This window comes from [Flexibacter] sp. ATCC 35208 (genome assembly GCF_001975825.1).
In the GTDB taxonomy this organism is placed as follows: domain Bacteria; phylum Bacteroidota; class Bacteroidia; order Chitinophagales; family Chitinophagaceae; genus Chitinophaga.
On record NZ_MTKN01000004.1, the window covers coordinates 102,316 to 124,533 of the forward strand.

Genomic DNA, 22,218 nt, shown 5'->3' on the forward strand with positions numbered 1-22,218 from the left:
TTAATTTGGTGGTTTACGAAACTTTCGTAGATTTACGAAACAATCGTAGTTATGGAGAAACTAACTCAACAAGAAGAAAATGCCATGCTTGCCATCTGGAAAATATCAGGTGGATTTGTGAAGGATTTCCTCGAAGCTCATCCGGCTCCACAGCCACCATATACAACCCTGGCATCTACAGTCAAAAACCTGGAGAAGAAAGGTTATTTACAAAGCCGGAAGATTGGTAACGTATATGAATACCAGCCCATCATACCGGAAAACGAGTATAAGCAAAAATTCATGAGTGGGTTTGTCAAAGACTACTTTGAAAACTCATATAAAAACCTCGTCACCTTTTTCGCCAAAGAGAAAAAGATCAGCCCTGAAGAACTCAAAGAAATCGTAAAAATGATCGAGAAAAATCAATAATTATGTTGCTCTTTCTGCTCAAGGCTAATATAGCCCTCACGTTATTCTACCTGGCCTACCGCTTTGGTCTGCGTCGCCTTACATTCTATACTTTAAACCGTGCCTTTCTTCTGCTGGCCATCATTTGTGCCGCTGTTTGCCCATTCATCAACCCGGAAACCATTTTCCGCCACAATCGTCCACTGACGGGTGCAGCCATCGCTTATGTCATTGACTTCAATGACCTCCGCCAGCCGGCTACCCCCTGGATCAATGTGGTGCTTATATATATCTTCTGGGCAGGCGTGATCGTCATGACATTGAGAATGCTCCTGCAACTCAGCTCTCTCTGGGCCCTGCACAGAACTACCAGCAAGGATAAACTTTTTGACCAGCAGGTAAGGGTGACTGACAAATCATTACAACCTTTTTCATTCTTACATAATATATACATCAACCCTGATATGCACAGTCCAGCAGAACTCTCCGCCATTATGCGGCACGAGCAGGTCCATGTGCGGCAATGGCATACACTGGATGTATTGCTGGGAGAACTGAACAAGATTTTCTACTGGTTTAACCCCGGTGCATGGCTCATCAGCACTGCCATCAGGGAAAACCTGGAGTTCATTACCGACAGGTACATGCTACGGCAGGGTACAGATATTAAAGTTTATCAATACAGTCTTTTAAAAGTAAGTGGGATCCCATATGCGACGGCCATCGCAAACAATTTCAATTTTTCACACTTAAAACAAAGGATTATGATGATGAATAAACAACGGTCATCAAAATATAATCTGGTAAGGTACTTAGTACTGGGGAGCCTAATGATCATTGCGCTTGTGTCGCTGAATTATTCCCGGGCAGCTATCACTGTTACTGTAAAGAAAGCGCTGCGGGGTGATACGACTGTGACCCCATCACCGGCAGATCCTAAAGCACCAATAGTACGGGAAGATCCGGTTATTGTTAAAGATGTAGCGCCACCTCCTCCGCCACCGGCACCGAAGTCTCCGAAGTCGCCAAAGTCAGCGAAGACTCCACCACCGCCACCGCCTGCACCAGCAGTATTTTCAATAAGAGCAGATGATCCAAAGCCTGTGGTGCCGCCACCACCACCTCCTCCTCCCCCGCCAGTACCGGATTCAAATCATGTAGTGATCCTGCGTTCCATAAATGGAAAGGGATCTCTTAATCCGCAAGGAGAGCCATTGGTTTATATCAATAATGAATACAAGGGTAAGGGAATGTCTGTCGCATCAGGGTATAACAATAACGATATTGAATCTGTATATGTATGGAAAGGCGACAGTGTACCTGCTGAATATGGAGAAGATGGCCGGAAGAATGGCTTAATCTTTATTTACACAAAAGATTATACCGGACCCCAGGGCCCGACACTCCCTAAAGCAGAGGTGGTGACAGTGGAAGCGAAGAAAATAATAGTCGAATCAAAAGACGGTAAAAAAGCAGAATTTCAAAATTCTGCGCATCCATAGAAAAAAAGAAGAGGCCGTATCAGCAATAAGATACGGCCTCGTTTTATTCGGATACCTAATGGAGATAGGTAGTCCTTTAAGGACTTCTGAGTAGGTTTATTTATTTTTGATACACTCTCTTCTTTTTGGGTTCTTATCAACCCGTTCTATCTTACACACCTGAAACCAAGATTCTCCAACCCTGACTCCGGCGATGACTTCATTCTCGCTGTGACCCTATATCCTGAACAATACTGATCAGTACACATAAAAGAACCACCTCTGATGGTATGTTTTGCCACTGCAGGATCATCCGGATCATTCCCTTTTGCAGGCCCTTTTGGATTATGCAGATGATCTGCATGTTTGTAATAATCCACATCATACCAGTCGGCTACCCATTCCCATGCATTCCCCGCCATATCATAGAGTCCGTAGCCGTTAGGAGGGAAAGACCTCACGGGTGCCAATCCCGTAAACCCATCTACTGCTGTATTCTGATAAGGGAAATTGCCACTCCATGTATTGGCTTTTGGTTTGCCGGAAGTGATCGGATCGCTGCCCCATGAATAAGGTTGATCATTCAACCCACCCCTTGCTGCAAACTCCCATTCTGCTTCTGTAGGTAGTCGCTTACCTGCCCAGCGGGCATATGCCTGTGCATCATCCCATGACACCTGCACCACAGGCAGGTTTTCCTTGCCTTTGATATCACTGCCCGGGCCCTGTGGATGTTGCCAGCTGGCACCCAGTGTAAACGTCCACCATTGAGATACATCGTCCAGCGGTACAGCATGATCAGGAGGTGTGAACACCAGTGCACCTGGTAACAGCATGCTGCTGTCAGGCTCCGGTGAACCGGGAGGCAATTGTTGCATCAACTCTTCTTTGCTGATAGGCTTTTCAGCTGTAGTGACGTATCCTGTAGCTTTCACAAAGGCGGCAAACTCTGCATTGGTCACTTCATGTTCATCTATCCGGAAACTATCGACAGTGACCCTGTGCCTGGGTTGCTCATCCTGACGGGCTTCCGCATCGTTAGCACCCATTATAAAGGTACCGCCGGGTATCAGTATCATATGGTTGGCGGTATCCGCCGTTGTGGTCAGCACACGGTCATTGCCGGGTATCTTCTTTTCACTGCTTTGGCAGGCATTGAGCGATATGGCTCCTGCCAGCAGGTAGAGTGGCATATAACGAAACATATCTCACAAGTTCGGAATTATTTCATGAAATATTAGCCTGCGGCAGCAAGGACGCAATCATTTTTATTTTTCTGAAAACATTACATATGGTGAAAAATTAACACTAAAATAATCGCTACTTCTGCGAAACTGTTGTAAACTGCATCAGCTTAACATATGGAACAATTTTCAGCACCCTTCCACCGCCACGATTTTGGAGCGCATTTCCTCTGGGGCATCACTATTTCTGCATTTCAGAATGAAGGTGCACATGATCATGACGGAAAAGGCGCTTCCATCTGGGATGATTTTACAGCCCGCAAGGGTAAGATCAAAGATGGCACCCATGCACAGGTCACAACGGATTTCTACAACAGATACCGGGATGATATTTTTCTCGCCAAATCTATGGGGTTTAAAATATTCCGTTTTTCTATAGCATGGCCACGTATTTTGCCTAATGGTACCGGGGCCATCAATCCTGCCGGCATTGACTTTTATCACCGCATTATAGATACCTGCCTGGAACTGGACATGGTTCCTTATGTGACTTTATATCACTGGGACCTGCCGCTGGCATTAGAGCATAAAGGAGGCTGGTGTCACAGAGGTATCATCTTCGCTTTTGAAGAATATGTGCGGATCTGTGTAGAAGCTTACGGAGATAAAGTGAAAAACTGGGTGGTGATGAATGAGCCGTTTGGTTTTACATCGCTGGGCTATATGTTAGGAGTACACGCTCCGGGCAAATTTGGATTATCTTATTTCTTCCCGGCAGTGCACCATGCTTTACTGGCACAGGCGGCCGGCGCCAAGGTGATCCGTGAGGTAGTAAAAGGTGCAAATATCGGGATTGCATTATCCTGCTCTTATATTTTACCCAATACCCAAAGTCAGGCAGATATCCAGGCGGCCCGCAAGGCAGATGCGCTATTCAACCGGATCTTTCTGGAGCCTATCCTGGGTATGGGCTATCCTGTAGCTGATTTCCCTTTACTGGGCAAAATAGAGCGCCGCTATGCCCTCTGGCGGGATCGCGATAACCTGTCCTTCGACTACGACTTTATAGGGGTACAGAATTATTTCCCGCTGGTAATCCGTCGGAATCCGTTTATGCCTATCGTTGGCGTATCGGAAGTAAAGCCACGTTACCGCAAGGTACCGGTGACTGCAATGGGGTGGGAGATTAGTGGAGAAGGGATATATAATATCCTGAAACAGTTTGCTGCCTATCCGAATATCCCCAGGCTGATTGTTACTGAAAACGGGGCGGCTTTCAACGATGTATTGACAGAGGGGCGTATTCACGACACAGACAGGATTAACTACTTTATCACCTACCTGGAAGCGATTCTGAAGGCAAAGAACGAAGGGGTGCCACTGGATGGCTACTTTGTGTGGACGCTTACAGACAACTTTGAGTGGGCGGAAGGGTACCGCGCCCGTTTTGGATTAGCGCATGTAGATCTCGATACACAGGTGCGCACCCTGAAAGACTCGGGGTTATGGTTCCAGGATTTCCTGCATGATAAATGAAAAAAGGTCGTTCCCGTAGGGAACGACCTCAATAATATTAAACCATCTGTCTTGCGATCAATCGTAAGTTCTGCGGATGAACCAGATATCTCTCAGTGAGAAGTGGAATACCGCATTCAAATACGTTTCCTTAATCAACCCACTGTTATAAGATCCACGTTGTCCGGCTTCCAGACCAATGTAGTAGCGGATAGAACCACTTTTACTAGGGATGGAGATGCCCGCAGTACCTGATACATCTTTCAACTGCTCACCATACACCTGCAGGTAAGAATTATTATATGCAAAACCAGCCTGCACCACGATACCTTCTACACGCAAATCACCATAAGTACGTCTGAAAGAATATTCCAGACCGGTAGAGTAGCGGTCTGCATCTACCAGCTGGTAGTGTGTACCTTTCTGTCCGTACTGACTCCATTTCTGGTGTTTCCAGTCAGCCAGCCAGGTAACTGTACCATTGGTGAGGGAGATACCGCCTGTATACATTTCCGGTAAGGTGTATTTTTCCTTAGCCAGATCATATGAGTAAACAGTGGTTTCGCTGCTGTTCTGTATAATGAGCTTCTTATCGAAGTTCATATTGGTCTTGAAGCGGTAAGTAGCCCCTAAACCAATTACCCATTTGGTACCGATCTTACCGGCATATTGTATACCTGTATTGAGGTTCACGTTGAAAGCGTAGCGTTGCAGCTTGGTAGAGACAGTATCGCCTCCTACGTTTTCAACGGTATTGATAGGTCCAAAAAGGAAATTGGTAGCTACACCAACAGAGAAGTTCTTGTTCAGCCTTACTGAGTTGGTGATGTATCCTTTATTGAGACCTCCATCGCCAGTCGTAGTAGTGGTTTGAGCAGTGTTATCTATATAAGTGGTGGAGATTAACTTATAATTCACAGAGCTGTAAGGAGAGAAACCTGCGCTAATACCCCAGCGATTGTTCGCTTTGAAGCCAATAGCAAGGCGTCTTACAGAGAGGTCTCCGGCAGTCTGGTTCAGACTGCTGCTGTTTTTATAACCAACGATCTGACCCCTGAGGGACACGTCGAACATAAAATGCTGCCGTGGGATAGCGGAATAGGAGGCGGGGTTCAGCTCGTTCAGAAAATAATCTGAGCGGCGGGCAACACCACTGCTACCTACACCAAAATTTCGGCTATAGTCCCTTTCTTCCAGATCGCCAATGGCGTATGCCGAGTAAAGGGAATTAATGCCATGCTGTGCCAGTGCCTTTGATCCCATCAAGAGCATCATTAAGCCGCATAAGCCTGTTGTATATTTTATTCGCTTCATGTAGTCTGTTCTAGCTTGCATTATTTATACAGCAGATAATATACCTTCAACTCGATCGGGTTGGACTTATTGTAAGGTCCGCCTAGTACAAGACGATCGAAGTGAGTGAGGCCGGTAGTACCTGGCGTCATGAGGCCCAAAGCCCTGGTTGTATTGTCAGTGCTGGAAATCTCGTTAATCACATAGTTGGTTACATCGTAAGTATATTCAGTGCCAAGGTTATATACATAATCGGTGACCAGGCTGCCTGTTTGTACAGCACCGGTACTTGGATTGGTAACGGAGTCAGATACTGCGTTACCACTGTTCAGTCTTACCAGCGTCAGTTTAGACGGCAGTTCGTACGGATATACATAAGTATCTATGTAAGGTTTCACCGTCAGTGTAGCCCGCATGATCTTATAGAATTTGGCCGTCTGGGAGAATTGTCTCAGATAAGGGAAGTCAATTCTTGTTACCAGGTTGGTCAGTGGCTGCACATAAGTGAGGTTATCAGCATTCTCAGCCAGCAATTTGTTTGTGCTCAGTTCTGAGTTAGGTGTCAGATTTGCCAGTGGTGAACCTACAGGACGGGTAAAGTCTACGTGATTGAACTGGGAAGTTGCATCATACATGGCAAAATCCACAGATTTCCACTCATAAGAAGAAGAATTCACGTGATAATATAAGCGGAGAGACAGGGAGTCATCAGCTCTCAGCGGTGTAATAACCTGGCTGTTAGCACCTGGTCTGATGCAAAGGCCCGGGAACCACTGGGTGAACTGATCCTGGCTGGTGATAGCAGGCAGTCTGTAGTTTACCTTGTTGAAGAAGTCCTCACCGATGGCATCATCGATTTTGATACCGTACACGCTATCCAGGGTTGGACGAATGTGTGAGATCTGCAGGGAACCGATAGGTGACGGGTCGGTGGTAAATGACATACCACTATAATAATAGGAAGTACCAGTTGTTTTCTGGATGGTCTGCGTCACTTTGTAAACCTCAAAGTGCTGAGACTTGGTGGTATCTCCATAATAATAAGTCTTAGGATGGATAACGAGTACCAGGGAGTCATACACAGCCAGATCTTCAAGGGAGGTGGAGGTGCTCAGCGCCTTCACCTTGAAATAAGTGCTGGAAGAGATGGTACCGAAGTAAGGATCAACAGCGGTGCCTACGAGGGCTACGCTCTGATCGGAAGTAGGAATGGAGTCAATGTAAGCAGTGCTTACATTCATTGTAATAGAATCCGTTACCAGGTACTCGGTACCACTAGTTTCAACTTCATTACTATAATTAAAGCCTTCCTTGTCGCAAGCTGCAGCGCCTGCCACTAATATTGCACAAACCAGGTATTTATAAGCCATTTTGGCACGGATATTTTTATTCATGGAGCGCAATTTTAGACAGACGGCCAACTTCCCGGTTATTTAATATGCCAATTGGCATATTTTATCGACGAATGCTCGATGAAGGTCTCTATATTACTGCTGGGGTAGTAGCCCTTTAGGTAAGCTAAAAATCCCGTTGGTAGATAAAATGTCTTGATTCGTCTGGCAAAAATACCTGAATAGTCTATTTTCCGATTACGCCAAAACAAAGGCAGATAATTTTGGCAGCTATTAATAAAGTAAAAATTATCTATGCGCTATTTAAATGTATGTTTTCTGGGTTTAGCAGCCGTCTTGATGTTAGCCTCCTGTTCATCGAGCGATGACTCCACAAAGCTGGGTAACTGGATTAAAAAAGCTGACTATGCAGGTGATGCAAGGTATGAAGCTGTGGCTTTCGTGATCGGAGATACAGCGTATGTAGGAACTGGTTATGGAGGACCCAACAAAGGTGCGAGATTAAGTACATTCTATAAATATGATCCTAGTAAAGACAACTGGTCAGTAATTGCATCTATGCAGGATCCTACCGATCCTTTCAAAAACCTGGGACGTACCGGTGCTTCTGCATTCGCGGTTGCTGGTAAAGGATATGTGGTAACTGGTTGCGACAGTTCATTTAACTCTCTGAATGATACCTGGGCATATGATCCAACTGCAAACTCCTGGAGTTCAAAAGCAAGCTTCCCAGGCGTTGCGCGCTATTATGCAGTAGGTTTCGCAATTGGTGATTCCGGTTATGTTGGTACTGGTACTACTGGTTCTTCCAGCACTATCCTGAGCGACTTCTACAGATATGACCCAATCAACGACACATGGGATGCAATCACTTCTCTGAAGGATAAAAGAAAGAACGCAGTTTCTTTCGTAATCAATGACAGTGCATACGTAGTATCCGGTACCGGTTCTTCTGGTAGCAGTGCTTACTACATGTATGTGTATGACAGAAGCAAGGATGAGTGGAGAGAAAAGAGCCAGATCAAAAACGCGACCGATTATTCTTACGATGATGATTATACAACCATCGCACGTACACAGGCCGTTGCTTTCACCATCAACAACAAAGCTTATTTAGCTACAGGTTCTGTTCTGAACACATGGGAATATAACCCGGTTACTGACCGTTGGGACGAGAAAACTGCATTTGATGGTACCAGCCGTACCGGTGCAGTAGGTTTCACCGTAAAAGGTAACGGTTATATTGCTACTGGTTTGAACGGTTCTTCTGGTCTGGATGATCTCCGCGTATTTGATCCAACCGCAGAAAACGATACGAATGACAACTAAGCAATTAGCACTCGTAGCTTTAATGGCTACTGGGGTTGTTGCCTGTCAGGAGAACAAAGGCCATTCCGGCGATAACAAACTGAAAAGCAGAGATACTATAAACGCTACCGTAACGTCCGAACAGGACATTACGGTAGTGCCTTTTCAACCAGAAGGTGGTGGCTGGGGCTTCGATATTAAAATCGGACCCAAGACCCGGATTCACCAGGAGTTCATTCCTGTGATACTGGGTCGTATACCATTTGCGACTAAAGAGGACGCCCTGAAGGTAGGAGAGAATATGGCTCAGAAAATGAGAACCCAGCATACAGGTTTCCCGGACATTACCCGTCAGGAACTGCTGGACATGCATATTGCAGGTGTGAAATAATCACCTTTGAGGAAAACCGGCTTGTCCCGCAGGTCGGTTTTCTTTAAAATAATGAGCAAACTGAGCGCTAAGAGCAGTTTTGCAGACATATGGAAACTTATATTAATACTGGCCGCAGTACTGTATCTGGCCACATGGACATTCCTATACCCCAAATTTTAACGATTCTTTTCAGCACACTTAGCAGATTTTACAGGAATTGAGTGTATGTTTATCGTGCTTTTTGGCACATGATAAATTTAAAACAACTCTATAGGAACAGACTATTCAATATTGGTTTACATATTGCAGTATGGACCTGTTTCCTGTTCTTTCCCTTTTTTATCTATAGGATCAGGATTCAGCATCCTTGGTTCTTTGTACGTGAAATTGTGGATAACCTCTTTCTGATAGGGGTGTTTTACCTCAATTTTTACTTCCTTATTCCCCGCTTTTTTACCATCAAGAAAATTGTCTATTACCTGTCCTTTGTGGTCATGGTACTGGTTTTTGTGATTATGCAGCAGGCAGTTTCCGAATATGTGTTCTGGAAAGTGTATGCGAAAGAAGACGCAGCCTTACACCAGTCGGGGCAGGAGGGGCTTATGCCACCGCCCATGTACCATTATTATCATGACCGGCCACATGGAGGAGTAGATTTCCGGGAAAGACCTCCGCTGGCATTTGACGACGGGTCGGTAAATGGAAAGATCCCAACCTTTCTGGACGATATTTTGTTTCCAGAAATACTGCGAAAGACGGTTTTTGCTGCCCTGCTCATGTTGTTTATGAGTGGTTTTATCAAGATTGCCCAGGAGTGGTTTAAGTCTGAACAGCAGCGTGAAGCCCTTAAACTGGAGAATTTAAACGCCGAATTAAAATTTTTAAAGTCTCAGATTAATCCTCACTTCCTTTTTAACTGTCTAAACACTATCTACTCACTGGCACATAAACATTCTGCACAGACCGAGCATGCTATTATTAAGCTCTCGACCATCCTGCGGTACATGATTTATGAGTCAAATGAGGACAAGGTACAGCTACAACAGGAACTGCAATATCTGGAAGATTATATTGATATTCAGAGACTTAGGCTGCCAGAGGATATCGTCGTGGATTATGCAGTACAGGGCAATCCGGCAGGATTACGTATTGAACCCATGCTCCTGGTCCCATTCGTAGAGAATGCATTTAAGCACGGTATCAGTTATGCGGAGCCTTCTTTTATTGCCATTGCGGTGGCGATTGAAAGGAATCAGGTACGACTGGTGGTGGAAAATGCTGTTTTCAGACAGCGGATGGCCGAAAAAGGGGGGATTGGTTTACAAAATGTAAAAAAGAGATTGGAATTACTCTATACTGAAGACCACGAGCTTGAAATAACAGAAGCTGAAAACCAATTTATTGTTGATCTTAAAATCGAGCTGAAAAATGATCAGGTGTATAGCGGTGGATGATGAACCACTGGCATTGGAAATTATTACAGACTTTGCGAAGAAAATACCCTTTCTTCAGCTGGTGGGTACATTTGAAAATGCTGCAGAAGCATTGCGCTTTTTACAGGAGGATCGGGTAGACCTGTTGTTCCTGGATATTAAAATGCCTGACATTACGGGTATACAATTCATGAAGTCGTTGAAGTATCCGCCTATGGTGGTGTTTACAACGGCGTATGGAGAATATGCGCTGGAAGGCTTTGATCTGGAAGTCGTGGATTACCTGTTAAAGCCGGTACCATTTGAGCGATTCCTCAGGGCAGCTACCAAGGCACTGGAACTGCAGACGATGTCGCAGCAAAAGAATAATGATAACAATAACAATCATGTGAGTGATTATATCTTCATTAAGACAGAGTACAAGATCATTAAGATCAACCTGGAAGATATTCTCTTCATAGAAGCACTGAAAGATTATACGAAGATTTATACACCTTTTCAACCAGTATTGACTTTACGTAGTTTAAAGTCGTTTGAGACAAGATTGCCATCGGACAAGTTTATCAGGGTACACCGCTCTTATGTGGTGTCTTTAAATAAGATTAACTCTGTGGAGAAGAATACGGTAATGATCGCGAATCAGAGTATTCCGATCAGTGATGGGTATAGAGAGAAGTTTTATGATGTGATAAATAGAAATAGCTAAATAAAAATGGCCTTTGCGGTAGCAAAGGCCATTTTTATTTAGACCCCTAAAAAGCTTTCCGAAGGCAAAAGCTTTTTGGATTTATTTAGATGATTTCTTTCAGTTTAGCTACTACCCGGTCTACTTCCTCCTTCGTATTGTGCTTACTAAAGGAGAACCTCACTGCAATCATATTTGGGTTGCTGCTAATGGCACGGATCACATGAGAACCTGCATCCGCACCGGATGTACACGCACTACCACCAGAAGCACAAATACCATTTATATCCAGGTTGAACAGCAGCATCTCACTCTTCTCCGTTTTAGGGAAGCTTACATTTAACACTGTATACAGGCTACGGCCATACAGATCTCCATTGAAGTCTACACCTGGAATCTCTGTTTTCAGCTTCTCAGCCATATACATACGCAATCCGTTGATATACTCTTTATGTTCTTCATGATGAGCAGTAGCCAATTCCAATGCCCTGGCAAAACCTACTATACCATACAGATTTTCTGTACCGGCGCGCATATTCCTTTCCTGTGAACCTCCCTGTATGAACGGGGTGATTTTCACATTCTCGTTTATATATAGGATACCCACGCCTTTAGGGCCATGGAACTTATGTCCTGCACCATTGATAAAGTGAACAGGGGTATTGCGCAGGTCAAAAGGGTAGTGACCCACTGTCTGTACTGTATCTGAGTGGAAGATGGCGTCAAACTCTTTGCAGAGGTTACCAACAGCATGCATATCCAGCAGGTTGCCGATCTCGTTGTTCGCATGCATGAGTGTGACCAGGCAGCGCTCTTTGGAGGTAGAGAGGAGTTCACGCAGGTGGTTCATGTCTACATGTCCATTTGGCAGCAGCTTTACATAGCTCAGTTTGATATTGTCACGTACATGCAGGTGCTCTACAGAGTGGAGGGTGGCATGGTGTTCGATCTCAGAACTGATGATATGTAGGCAGCCGAGGTTATGGATGGCAGCGCTGATAGCGGTATTGCTGGATTCCGTACCGCCTGAAGTAAAGAAGATCTCTCCCGGATGGGCATTCAGTATTTTGGCTACTGACTTGCGCGCATTCTCAATGGCGAGGCGTGACTCCCGGCCATAGGAATAGATGGAAGAAGGATTTCCAAACTTTTCCGTCATGAAAGGCAGCATCACATCCAGCACATCCTGGTCAAGCGGCGTGGTCGCTGCGTTGTCAAAATAAATTCTGTTCAAGGTGGTTAGGTGGTTTTTGATCTGATAAAACGCCATTGGCGGGTACAAATGTCCAACTTTTTTTAATAAAACAGCACCGATTTCTTTGGCGCATACCCACCAAAAAAAACGCTTTTGCCGCGTAGGCAAAAGCGTTTTTTTTCGGCTGGCGATTGCCTGCGTCGCTATTTTCAATGCATGAATTCTCTGATATCCTGCATTATTCTTTTAGCGATGTTATCTGCAGTCGTTTCATTCTGACTTTCAGAGTAAATCCTGATGATTGGCTCAGTATTGGAAGTTCTCAGGTGAACCCAATCCTTGTCGAACTCAATCTTCAGACCATCTTCGGTATTCACCGGCTGGTTCTTATACTTACCCTTGATCTTTTCAAAAATCGTCTTCACATCCACACCCTTATCCAGCTCGATCTTATTCTTTGAAATGAAGTAATCAGGATAGCTGTTTCTGATGGCCTTCAGGTTCTTCTTTGTATGTGCCACATGGCTCAGGAACAAACCAATACCGATCAGCGCATCCCGACCATAGTGCAGGTCCGGAACGATGATACCACCGTTACCTTCACCACCGATCACAGCATTTACTTCCTTCATCTTCCTTACCACGTTCACCTCGCCTACAGCTGAAGGGTGATACTCCCCACCAGCTTTCAGGGTCACATCTTTCAGTGCCTGAGTAGAAGACAGGTTGGAAACGGTATTACCTTTCCGGTGCTTCAGGATATAGTCAGCAACTGCAACCAGGGTATACTCTTCACCGAACATGCTGCCATCTTCGCAAACAAAGCAAAGACGATCCACATCCGGATCTACGGCGATACCCAGATCTGCCTGTGACTTGTTTACTTCGTTGCTCAGCGCAGTCAGGTTCTCCGGCAGAGGCTCGGGATTGTGACTGAACCGGCCATTCACTTCACCAAACAGTACTGTTACATCCTCCACACCCAGTGCTTTCAGCAAAGCCGGAATGAAGGTAGCACCAGTAGAGTTTACCGCATCCACCACTACTTTAAAGTTGCGCGCTTTGATAGCCGCAACGTCTACCAGCGGGTAATTCAGGACCATATCTATATGCTTCTGCATATAGGTATCGTTCCTTTCATAAGTCCCCAGCTTGTTGACATCAGCAAAGGTAAAGTCTTCGCGGGCTGCAAGGTCCAGTACGACTGCACCATCCTCGCCGGAAATGAATTCGCCATCGCCGTTCAATAGCTTCAGAGCGTTCCATTCCTTTGGATTATGGCTGGCAGTCAGGATGATACCTCCGGCAGCATTTTCCATTTTTACCGCAATTTCTACCGTAGGGGTAGTGGAAAGGTCGAGGTCTACCACGTCCAGTCCCAAACCATTCAGGGTGGCAACAACCAGTTGCTTGACCATTTCACCGGAAATACGTCCGTCACGGCCAATAACTACTTTTTTGTTGTCAGATTGTTGTGTGAGCCAGGTCCCGAATGCTGCTGTAAATTTTACCACATCAAGAGGAGAAAGCCCTTCGCCGGGTTTTCCTCCGATGGTTCCGCGAATACCAGAAATAGATTTGATCAGTGCCACGAATTTCAATTTAATTAGAGAAGGCCAAAGATAAAGTTCCAATTCTCAAATGACAAATTCCATATTTCCAACCCTTTGCGTATATACAAGCAATTTTTGTAAAGTGTACAAAAATTATATCCATTAGATGGCTGAATTCTCTCTTTCCGTTACTATATATTATATATAAGGTAAAATTTCATCAATTTGTGGCCATTTAGCATACTCAGCAAGTTTTAAAAACTATATTATTGGTTACTACCTTTTAATGGGATTTTAAACTTATCCTTCGATCTCGACATTCGGAATTTGGTATATTTGCCCCCTGTTTAAATTATTGTTAATAATTTATGCATTCTCAAGTACTAAAATGCACCACATTACATGAAATCATTTTGGAAGAATATACCTAAGTATATTCGATTTGTGATTGTTCAGGCCATATTCCTCTACCTTTTAACATTGCTGTTTCGGTTGATATTTTATTTTTTCTTCTTTAAATCAACCGTTCACGATAATGGAGCCATTGCTAAAGCCTGGAATTTTGGTTTGCGCTTCGACATTCGCCTGGCACTCTATGTCATGGTACCGTTGTTGATCATTGCCCTGATCTCCCGGAATTCCTTTTTTACAAAGACCTGGATAAGGAGATTCACGTTTATCTACCTTTTTATTATCTATTTGGTCCTGGTATGGATGTACATCTTTGACCTGGGGCATTATGCCTACCTCGGTCTGAGAATAGAACCATCGGTGATGCGCTTCCTGTCTGACGGGGAAAGGGGGGATAATGCGACCATGCTGTGGGAAACTTATCCTATTGTAAGGGTGGTGATCGCCGTTTGCCTCTTTATGTGGCTCATGGGCCGTCAGTACAAAGGGCTGTACCGCCGTCTGAGCAAAGAATCGCCGGTTTACCTGAAGGCAGGCCGTTATACCAGCTGGACAGTGGGTATCATCCTGTTATTTGCCGCCGGCATTTATGGCAATGTGGCTTACTTCCCATTGCGCTGGAGCCAGGCTATGTTTAGCAGAGACAATGGTATTACCAGCTTAGGATTGAACCCGGTTTTATATTACATATCGAACCTGAGTGTACAGGTCGACACCTTTGACGAGAAAAAGACGAAGGAATTATACCCGACTATTGTGGATTACCTGGGTATAGACCACCCGGATGTGAATAACCTGAACTTTGAGCGGGAAATTCCCGGATCGGACGAGAAGAAGAAAATGAACGTGGTACTGGTCATGCTGGAATCAACAGGGGCCTGTATCACCAGCATGTATGGCAACCCCATGCAGGCTACACCGAATATGAAGGCCCTGGCAGACAGTGGAATTCTCTTCAATCATTTCTATGTACCAGCTATCAGCACCGCCCGTACGGTGTATGGAGTGACAACGGGTGTGCCGGATGTGACAATCACCCAAACAGCCAGCCGGCATCCCCGGATGGTAGACCAGCGGGTGATCATGGACCAGTTCAAGGGGTATGAAAAATACTATCTGTTAGGAGGAAATACCAACTGGGCAAATATACGTGCCGTGTTTACCAACAATGTGGCAGGCGTAAAAGTGTATGAAGAAGGGATGTACAATGCACCCAAGGCTGATGTGTGGGGAATTGCTGACTATGACCTGGTCAATGAGGCCGATAAATTGTTCAAGGATGCCAATAACAGAAAGCAGCCGTTCATTGCTTTTCTGCAACTGGCCGATAATCATCCTCCATACACCACTACTACAGGTGGTGGCGGATTTAAAAAGGTAACAGAGAAGGATATCGACATGGCGAAGTTTAAAGAAGCCGGTTTTGTATCCATCGATCAGTTCAATGCGCTCCGTTATGAAGATTACAACGTAGGCCACCTGATAGATCAGGCGCGCAAAAACGGCTACCTGGACAATACCATTTTTATCATGTTCGGCGACCATAACTGTAGCCTCAACCCTTACCACTTCATGCCGGTACCGGAATATGAACTGGGTAGCGGTGGGGTACATGCCACCTGCTTTATATATGCGCCGGGTACGATACAACCTGCGAAGATTAATTACCCGGTGAGCCTGGTGGATGTATATCCAACTATGGCGAAGCTGGTAGGTATGCCAGTGAAGAACTACACCATGGGTAGGGATATGCTGGATTCTACCATTAAAACCAGGTATATACTCAGTGTATATGCCAAGAACCTGATGACGCATATGGCAGTGATCGGGGATCAATACCAGTACGAGATAAATATGAAGACCGGGGAACCGGCGCTATATGACCTGAAATCCAAAGATCCCATGAAGAATGTGGTGAAGGAGCTGCCGGATACGGCAAAAGGGCTGGACAGGCTGGCGAAGGCGATGTATGAGAGTACGAGGTATCTGATGTTTAATAATAAGAAACCAAACGCTAAATAGCACCAGAGGTGGATGACATTGTCATCCACCTCTGTATTTAATATCCGGTTGACGTTTGTGAAAGCAAACTCCAACCGGATATTTAGTATCTTGCACTCCCAATTATGATACTAGAAGCATATAACGATACGGACGTGGAAGTACAAAAACAGTGGTTCAAAGATTGGTTCAATTCTCCCTATTATCACCTGCTGTACAACAACAGGGATAATAAAGAAGCTGCCTCATTTATCGACAAGTTGCTGGAATACCTGCAACCAACCGCCAGCGCAACCATGCTGGATGTAGCCTGCGGCCGTGGCCGTCACTCCCGCTATCTTGCGGACAAGGGCTTCTTCGTTACAGGCATCGACCTGTCCATCAACAGTATCAATATTGCCAAAAAACTGGAAAATGATCACCTGACCTTTTTCCAGCACGATATGCGTCTCCCATTCTGGGTCAACTACTTCGACCAGGTTTTCAACTTCTTTACCAGTTTTGGCTACTTCGAGTCCCAGAGGGAAAACGACAATGCGCTCCGCACCATTAAAAACGCCCTCAAACCGGGAGGAAAACTCGTTCTGGACTACCTGAACAGCACTTATGTAGCTAAGCACCTGGTAGGCAGCGAGATAAAGGAAGTGGACGATGTAGTCTTCGACATACAGCGTGAGCTGGTAGACGGTCACTTCCACAAGCAGATCAATATCCTGGATCGTGCCCGCCTGCAGCGTGCTTCCTTCACCGAAAGCGTATGCGCCTATACTTTAGCCGACTTTGAAGAGATGTTCGCCCGTCAGGGTTTACAGATAACTGAGGTGTTTGGTGACTATCATTTCAATGCTTATAATGAGCAATTGTCACCCAGACTGATCATTATTGCTACAAAACCTTAGACATGAAACAAGCATTGCTTCACCTGGACCATCAGTTGTTCAACCTGATCAATGGCCAATGGCATACGCCGTGGATGGATGCCTTCATTCCCATGCTAAGGGAACCCTTTATGTGGGCGCCATTATACCTTTTCCTCGGTCTGTTTGTCACTATCAACTTTGGTTGGAGAGGTTTCTGGTGGATTGCCTTTTTCCTGCTCACTTTTGGTCTTTCGGACCAGGGCAGTCTGCACATTAAGGACTTTTTCGACAGGGTAAGGCCCTGCCGTAATCCGGACCTGGCGGGTACCGTGCGCATTCTGGTGAGTTATTGCCCACAGAGTGGTAGCTTTACTTCCAACCATGCAGCTAATCACTTTGCCCTGGGTACCTTTTGTTTTTTAACTTTTCGCCATATCAACAAATGGTTGGCTTCCCTGTTTTTCCTGTGGGCACTTGCTATTTGCTATGCTCAGGTATACGTAGGGGTGCATTATCCGTTTGATGTAGCTGGCGGTGCCATATTAGGGATATTTTTAGGAGTAATGAGCGGCAGCTTTTTCCAGCGCCGTATCCGACTGGAACCTGAACTAACGACATGAACTGGCTTTTATTAATCATCATATTTGCTGCTACAATAGGTGGTGGTATTATTCCAATGGTGGTCAGGAAGGCAAATCCCAACCTGCCCATTTACCTGCTGGCAATGTCCGGCGCCTGCCTCTTCGGCATCACTATCCTGCACCTGGTGCCGGAAGTGTATCACGAACTGGGGCACAAGGCTGGTATTTATATAGTAGCCGGTTTTTTTCTTCAGGTAGCTTTACAACAATTATCACATGGTACAGAGCATGGGCATACCCACCTGCCACAGGGGGATCATGATCATGTGTCTATTACCCCTTTATTGCTGGGACTTTCCGTACATGCATTTATGGAAGGAATTCCACTGGGGTTTCAGTTCGCAGACCCTGCAGCACTGTCTTCGCTGGTGATAGGGGTAGCTGCCCACAAGTTGCCGGAGGCGATGACTTTGATCACTGTTATGATGCATAGTCATCAGCATGGAGCGAAACTATGGCGTATTCTTCTTATCTTTTCGGCCGTCACTCCGGCCGCCGCAATACTGGCAGCCGTTCTGGGCAGTCACTCCGTGTATATTACAAACATTATCGTTTACCTGGTAGCGTTGGTGATCGGAGCGTTTTTGCATATATCCACAACCATTTTCTATGAAAGTGGTACACGTCATCATGAATTGAGCAAGCGGAAGGTGTTGGCCATAATGGCAGGACTCCTTTTAGCATTTCTTACTTTAATATTTGAATAATTCTTTATTTTTAGGCTTTTAATATGGAAGTCGTCGTCATTATCTTCATCCTTATTTTACTGAATGGTCTCTTCTCCATGGCAGAAATAGCTATGGAATATTCGAGGAAGGCCAGGCTGGAATACCTTGCCAATAAAGGGGATGAAAAAGCAAAAGCAGCATTAAAGCTTGCAAACAATCAGGACAGATTTTTGTCCACAGTACAGGTCGGCATTACCCTAACAAGTATTGCCATTGGACTTCTATCTGGTATTTTCCTAAGAGCGACACTCGTCGACATTATCTCAAGATCACCACTGCTTAGCCCATACAGCAATGGCATTGCCATCACGATTATCGTGGTTGTAGTGTCCTATGTGACCCTGGTGCTGGGAGAACTACTGCCCAAAAGGGTGGGAATGGCGCGTCCGGAAGGTATTGCGAAGAGCGTAGCCAGGCCTATGATCCTGTTATCCAGAATCACGTATCCTTTTATCTGGTTTCTGGGAATCTCCACCAATCTGCTGGTAAAGATCTTCAATGTGAAGCCATCAGACAATAACCTCACGGAAGATGAAATCAAGGCCCTGATCACAGAATCAGACGCGATTGAAGAAACCGAGCAGGAGATCATCGAGCGTGTTTTTCACCTCGGAGACCGGAATATTACCTCTCTCATGACCCACCGTACAGATATTGAATGGCTGGACATCCATGATAATAAAGAGGTTGTGAGGAAGAAAATATTTGACAGTCCTCACTCAGTATACCCTGTATGTGAAGGACAGGTAGACCACATCGTAGGTATCATTAAGATTAAGGATCTCTACATGGCTGCCGCTTCCAATAATTATTCCCTGAGTACCATTCTGAGAAAGCCCCTGTTTGTTCCGGAGAACAACTCAGCTTATCAGGTATTGGAAAAATTTAAGGAAACCCAAAGCCGTGCAGCCTTTATTGTAGATGAATACGGTACCTTCCTGGGTATGATCACCCTGAACGATATCCTTGAAGCGATCGTGGGCGACATGCCTGAAACAGGTCAGAACGATGATTGGGAGATTGTGGAACGTGAGGATGGCAGTTTCCTGGTAGACGCCCAGATCCCGTTTTATGACTTCCTCAGCAAGTTTGACAAAGAGGGCTGGATGACGGAGTTTGAGCAGGAATTTGACACGATGGCCGGCTTTATCCTGCATCACCAGGAACACATTCCTAAAGTAGGGGAGAAGTTCGAGTGGAGAGGATTTACCTTTGAGATAGTTGACATGGATGCCCACAGAATTGATAAAGTACTTGTAGCTGCCCCGTCGCCAGAAGTGGAGGAAGGATAACCTTGAATGCAAAAAATGAGTTAACTCCCAGGGGGGAGGGGATAATTGAGTGAATTTATTAATTTTGCGCTCTCTTTTACATAAGTAAATAATTTAATTTAATACAATACAATGGTCGTATTAGGAAGTAAAGAGCTTTCTTTGGAAGAAGTGCACCGGATCTTGTTCAATGGGGAGGAGTTATCCCTTGATACAGCGGCTTTACAACAGGTAGAGGAGAATTTTACATTCTTAAAACAGTTTTCCGCCAAAAAACTGATCTATGGTATCAATACCGGTTTTGGCCCTATGGCACAATACCGCATCAGCGAAAGCGATACAACTCAATTGCAGTACAATCTAATTCGCAGCCATAGTTCAGGAGCTGGTAACTATCTGAATCCTGTACTGACCAAAAGTTTGATGATAGCACGTCTCAGCAGTTTTATGCAGGCACATTCAGGCGTACATCCTGAGTTAGTGATATTACTGAGAGACCTGATCAATAAAAACGTTTCCCCTTGTGTATATGAGCATGGTGGAGTAGGTGCCAGCGGCGACCTGGTTCAGTTGGCTCACCTGGGCCTGGTACTGATCGGTGAAGGAGAAGTAGTATATGAAGGCCAGCTGCGCCCTACAGCTGAAGTATTTGCGCAACTTGGCATCAAGCCAATGGGTGTGCATGTACGTGAAGGGTTGGCAGTGATTAACGGTACTTCTACCATGACTGGTATTGGTCTGGTGAACATCATCCAGGCAAAGAAACTGCTGGGATGGAGTTTGATCCTGTCTGCTATGATCAATGAAGTGGTGGAAGCATTTGACGACCACCTTTCTGCCGAACTGAATGCCGTAAAGAAACATGCCGGCCAGAACAAAGTGGCGGCCGCTATGCGCGATATTCTGAAAGATAGTAAGATGGTAAGGCACCGTCCAGACCACTTCTACAAAGAACTGGAAGAAGAGATCTTTAAAGATAAAGTACAGGAGTACTACTCCCTGCGTTGTGTACCACAGGTGCTGGGTCCGGTTTACGATACGCTGGCACATGCTGAGCAGATCGTGGTACAGGAACTGAACTCCGTGAGCGACAACCCGGTAGTGGATCATCATCAGCAGAACGTATTTCATGGTGGTAACTTCCACGGTGATTATATATCCCTGGAAATGGATAAGGTGAAGATTGCGATCACCAAACTGTCCATGCTCTCTGAAAGGCAGCTGAACTACCTGATGAACGACAAGCTGAATCACAAGTTCCCGCCATTCATGAACCTGGGTAAACTGGGTCTCAACTTCGGTATGCAGGGTATTCAGTTCACTGCTACCTCTACTGTAGCGGAGAACCAGACGCTGTCATTCCCGATGTATGTGCATAGTATTCCTAACAATAATGATAACCAGGATATTGTGAGCATGGGTACGAACTCAGCGCTCCTGACGCAGAAGATAATAGACAACACCTTCGAGGTATTGGCTATCCAGGTGATGACGATGCTCCAGGCAGTGGATTACCTGAATTGTCAGGATAAACTGTCATCCTTCTCACACCTGATCTACCAGGAAGTAAGGGCAATTTTCCCTAAATTTATCCAGGACAGCCCTAAATACAAGGATGCTAAAAGGATTAAGGAATACCTGCAGCAGCACGAACCAAAAGTGAATATCTAAAAGGATTAAAATACTAAAGGATGAAATGTGCTTTAATAACAGGTGGCTCCAGGGGTATAGGCAGAGCGATATGTGTGAAGATGGCCGAAATGGGTTACTATGTGATTGTTAACTATAAAGGAAACGAGGCTGCTGCCAATGAAACGCTGGAAGCAGTACGTGCGAAAGGAAGTAACGGAGAAGTTTTACAGTTTGACGTAGCCAACGAGCAGGAAGTACAGGCAGTACTGGGAGGATGGGTAGAAGCCAATAAAGAAAAACAAATCGAAATACTGGTAAACAATGCCGGTATCCGTGAAGATAACCTGATGTTCTGGATGAATTCCACCCAATGGCGCAATGTGGTAAACACAAGCCTGGATGGATTTTTCTATGTAACCAAGCAGGTATTGAACAACATGTTGATGAAACGTTACGGACGTATCATTAATATTGTATCCTTATCAGGAATCAAAGGATTGCCTGGTCAGACCAATTATTCTGCAGCAAAAGCAGGGGTAATTGGTGCTACCAAGGCTTTGGCGCAGGAAGTGGCCAAACGTGGTGTGACTGTGAATGCAGTTGCGCCCGGTTTTATCAAAACAGATATGACAGCTGAACTGAATGAAAAGGAACTGGCCGCCCAGGTACCTATGAACAGGTTCGGAACCCCCGAGGAAGTAGCAGAAGCAGTGGCATTTTTTGCTGGCAAAGCATCTGCTTATATCACAGGTGAAGTACTGTCCATCAATGGTGGCCTGTACACCTGATAAAAGTATAATTCATTGTAGATCAATGTACCTTACTGTCACACACCCACTCATAATCAACCTGCCTGCTAAACGGGTAGAAAACCCGTATACTTTTATATTTTCGCATATAGGCTGCTCTAAA

The 22,218-nt window shown here is 45.2% G+C and carries 19 protein-coding genes; 14 read left to right on the forward strand and 5 right to left on the reverse strand.

Features of this window, described 5'->3' with window-relative positions:
- Positions 1 to 51: 51 nt before the first annotated feature.
- Together BW716_RS04515 and BW716_RS04520 are read left to right on the forward strand one after the other, a co-directional pair.
- Entirely contained in the window at positions 52 to 411 is a 360-nt protein-coding gene (locus BW716_RS04515; RefSeq protein WP_083721331.1) for a BlaI/MecI/CopY family transcriptional regulator, read from the forward strand.
- A 2-nt stretch (positions 412 to 413) separates the two neighbouring features.
- The gene (locus BW716_RS04520; RefSeq protein ID WP_083721332.1) at positions 414 to 1,892 is read left to right on the forward strand and encodes a M56 family metallopeptidase; all 1,479 of its coding nucleotides are present in this window, start codon (positions 414 to 416) and stop codon (positions 1,890 to 1,892) included.
- Positions 1,893 to 2,038: 146 nt separating this feature from the next.
- Here BW716_RS04520 and BW716_RS04525 read toward each other — a convergent pair whose 3' ends face one another.
- A complete protein-coding gene (locus tag BW716_RS04525) occupies positions 2,039 to 3,076 on the reverse strand; it encodes a formylglycine-generating enzyme family protein (RefSeq protein WP_083721333.1) in 1,038 nt (345 codons plus the stop codon).
- A gap of 156 nt (positions 3,077 to 3,232) precedes the next feature.
- Between BW716_RS04525 and BW716_RS04530 the strand changes: the two genes are divergently transcribed.
- Complete coding sequence (locus tag BW716_RS04530; protein WP_083721334.1) at positions 3,233 to 4,591, forward strand: GH1 family beta-glucosidase; 1,359 nt, start codon at positions 3,233 to 3,235, stop codon at positions 4,589 to 4,591.
- Between the two features lie 57 nt (positions 4,592 to 4,648).
- Here the strand turns inward: BW716_RS04530 and BW716_RS04535 are convergent, their stop codons facing one another.
- Positions 4,649 to 5,884 (reverse strand): hypothetical protein, encoded by a 1,236-nt coding sequence (locus BW716_RS04535; protein ID WP_220388711.1) that lies wholly within the window; start codon positions 5,882 to 5,884, stop codon positions 4,649 to 4,651.
- A gap of 20 nt (positions 5,885 to 5,904) precedes the next feature.
- On the reverse strand, positions 5,905 to 7,257 hold the full coding sequence (locus BW716_RS04540; RefSeq protein WP_083721336.1) for a DUF4270 family protein: 1,353 nt from the start codon (positions 7,255 to 7,257) through the stop codon (positions 5,905 to 5,907).
- A 252-nt stretch (positions 7,258 to 7,509) separates the two neighbouring features.
- On the opposite strand from BW716_RS04540, the gene BW716_RS04545 reads away from it, so the two are divergent.
- From BW716_RS04545 to BW716_RS04560, 4 genes are all read left to right on the forward strand, one after another.
- Positions 7,510 to 8,544 carry a kelch repeat-containing protein gene (locus tag BW716_RS04545; protein WP_083721337.1) on the forward strand — a complete coding sequence of 345 codons (1,035 nt, stop codon included), beginning with the start codon at positions 7,510 to 7,512 and terminating at the stop codon, positions 8,542 to 8,544.
- A complete protein-coding gene (locus tag BW716_RS04550) occupies positions 8,534 to 8,914 on the forward strand; it encodes a DUF4907 domain-containing protein (protein ID WP_179090991.1) in 381 nt (126 codons plus the stop codon). Before BW716_RS04545 ends, BW716_RS04550 begins: the two co-directional genes overlap by 11 nt.
- 230 nt (positions 8,915 to 9,144) lie before the next feature.
- Positions 9,145 to 10,350, forward strand: a complete 1,206-nt coding sequence (locus BW716_RS04555) for a sensor histidine kinase (protein ID WP_083721339.1) — start codon at positions 9,145 to 9,147, stop codon at positions 10,348 to 10,350.
- Positions 10,325 to 11,035, forward strand: coding sequence for a LytTR family DNA-binding domain-containing protein (locus BW716_RS04560; RefSeq protein ID WP_083721340.1), 711 nt, complete (start codon positions 10,325 to 10,327; stop codon positions 11,033 to 11,035). The genes BW716_RS04555 and BW716_RS04560 overlap by 26 nt, the downstream gene beginning before the upstream one ends.
- Before the next feature lie 85 nt (positions 11,036 to 11,120).
- Here BW716_RS04560 and BW716_RS04565 read toward each other — a convergent pair whose 3' ends face one another.
- Positions 11,121 to 12,248 (reverse strand): cysteine desulfurase family protein, encoded by a 1,128-nt coding sequence (locus BW716_RS04565; RefSeq protein ID WP_083721426.1) that lies wholly within the window; start codon positions 12,246 to 12,248, stop codon positions 11,121 to 11,123.
- 170 nt (positions 12,249 to 12,418) lie between these two features.
- The gene (glmM, locus tag BW716_RS04570) at positions 12,419 to 13,801 is read right to left on the reverse strand and encodes a phosphoglucosamine mutase (protein WP_083721427.1); all 1,383 of its coding nucleotides are present in this window, start codon (positions 13,799 to 13,801) and stop codon (positions 12,419 to 12,421) included.
- A gap of 363 nt (positions 13,802 to 14,164) precedes the next feature.
- On the opposite strand from glmM, the gene BW716_RS04575 reads away from it, so the two are divergent.
- The 7 genes from BW716_RS04575 (at position 14,165) to fabG (ending at position 22,094) form a co-directional block, all read left to right on the forward strand.
- Positions 14,165 to 16,195 carry an LTA synthase family protein gene (locus BW716_RS04575; RefSeq protein WP_083721341.1) on the forward strand — a complete coding sequence of 677 codons (2,031 nt, stop codon included), beginning with the start codon at positions 14,165 to 14,167 and terminating at the stop codon, positions 16,193 to 16,195.
- A 104-nt stretch (positions 16,196 to 16,299) separates the two neighbouring features.
- Positions 16,300 to 17,073 (forward strand): bifunctional 2-polyprenyl-6-hydroxyphenol methylase/3-demethylubiquinol 3-O-methyltransferase UbiG, encoded by a 774-nt coding sequence (locus BW716_RS04580; protein ID WP_083721342.1) that lies wholly within the window; start codon positions 16,300 to 16,302, stop codon positions 17,071 to 17,073.
- A gap of 2 nt (positions 17,074 to 17,075) precedes the next feature.
- Entirely contained in the window at positions 17,076 to 17,654 is a 579-nt protein-coding gene (locus BW716_RS04585; RefSeq protein ID WP_083721343.1) for a phosphatase PAP2 family protein, read from the forward strand.
- Entirely contained in the window at positions 17,651 to 18,382 is a 732-nt protein-coding gene (locus BW716_RS04590; protein ID WP_083721344.1) for a ZIP family metal transporter, read from the forward strand. The genes BW716_RS04585 and BW716_RS04590 overlap by 4 nt, the downstream gene beginning before the upstream one ends.
- 23 nt (positions 18,383 to 18,405) lie before the next feature.
- The gene (locus tag BW716_RS04595; protein WP_083721345.1) at positions 18,406 to 19,695 is read left to right on the forward strand and encodes a hemolysin family protein; all 1,290 of its coding nucleotides are present in this window, start codon (positions 18,406 to 18,408) and stop codon (positions 19,693 to 19,695) included.
- Positions 19,696 to 19,806: 111 nt separating this feature from the next.
- Entirely contained in the window at positions 19,807 to 21,345 is a 1,539-nt protein-coding gene (gene hutH, locus BW716_RS04600; RefSeq protein WP_083721346.1) for a histidine ammonia-lyase, read from the forward strand.
- Positions 21,346 to 21,365: 20 nt separating this feature from the next.
- Positions 21,366 to 22,094, forward strand: coding sequence for a 3-oxoacyl-ACP reductase FabG (gene fabG, locus BW716_RS04605; RefSeq protein WP_083721347.1), 729 nt, complete (start codon positions 21,366 to 21,368; stop codon positions 22,092 to 22,094).
- Positions 22,095 to 22,218 lie beyond the last annotated feature (124 nt).

What these genes read in the sequence shown, in the direction of transcription:
- BW716_RS04515 (WP_083721331.1), top strand. Translation starts at nt 52, where the DNA reads ATGGAGAAACTAACTCAACAAGAAGAAAATGCCATGCTTGCCATCTGG.
- BW716_RS04585 (WP_083721343.1), top strand. Translation starts at nt 17,076, where the DNA reads ATGAAACAAGCATTGCTTCACCTGGACCATCAGTTGTTCAACCTGATC.
- BW716_RS04555 (WP_083721339.1), top strand. Translation starts at nt 9,145, where the DNA reads ATGATAAATTTAAAACAACTCTATAGGAACAGACTATTCAATATTGGT.
- BW716_RS04595 (WP_083721345.1), top strand. Translation starts at nt 18,406, where the DNA reads ATGGAAGTCGTCGTCATTATCTTCATCCTTATTTTACTGAATGGTCTC.
- BW716_RS04590 (WP_083721344.1), top strand. Translation starts at nt 17,651, where the DNA reads ATGAACTGGCTTTTATTAATCATCATATTTGCTGCTACAATAGGTGGT.
- BW716_RS04530 (WP_083721334.1), top strand. Translation starts at nt 3,233, where the DNA reads ATGGAACAATTTTCAGCACCCTTCCACCGCCACGATTTTGGAGCGCAT.
- hutH (WP_083721346.1), top strand. Translation starts at nt 19,807, where the DNA reads ATGGTCGTATTAGGAAGTAAAGAGCTTTCTTTGGAAGAAGTGCACCGG.
- BW716_RS04560 (WP_083721340.1), top strand. Translation starts at nt 10,325, where the DNA reads ATGATCAGGTGTATAGCGGTGGATGATGAACCACTGGCATTGGAAATT.
- BW716_RS04535 (WP_220388711.1), bottom strand. Translation starts at nt 5,884, where the DNA reads ATGAAGCGAATAAAATATACAACAGGCTTATGCGGCTTAATGATGCTC.
- BW716_RS04575 (WP_083721341.1), top strand. Translation starts at nt 14,165, where the DNA reads ATGAAATCATTTTGGAAGAATATACCTAAGTATATTCGATTTGTGATT.
- fabG (WP_083721347.1), top strand. Translation starts at nt 21,366, where the DNA reads ATGAAATGTGCTTTAATAACAGGTGGCTCCAGGGGTATAGGCAGAGCG.
- BW716_RS04520 (WP_083721332.1), top strand. Translation starts at nt 414, where the DNA reads ATGTTGCTCTTTCTGCTCAAGGCTAATATAGCCCTCACGTTATTCTAC.
- BW716_RS04545 (WP_083721337.1), top strand. Translation starts at nt 7,510, where the DNA reads ATGCGCTATTTAAATGTATGTTTTCTGGGTTTAGCAGCCGTCTTGATG.
- BW716_RS04550 (WP_179090991.1), top strand. Translation starts at nt 8,534, where the DNA reads ATGACAACTAAGCAATTAGCACTCGTAGCTTTAATGGCTACTGGGGTT.
- BW716_RS04525 (WP_083721333.1), bottom strand. Translation starts at nt 3,076, where the DNA reads ATGTTTCGTTATATGCCACTCTACCTGCTGGCAGGAGCCATATCGCTC.
- BW716_RS04580 (WP_083721342.1), top strand. Translation starts at nt 16,300, where the DNA reads ATGATACTAGAAGCATATAACGATACGGACGTGGAAGTACAAAAACAG.
- BW716_RS04540 (WP_083721336.1), bottom strand. Translation starts at nt 7,257, where the DNA reads ATGAATAAAAATATCCGTGCCAAAATGGCTTATAAATACCTGGTTTGT.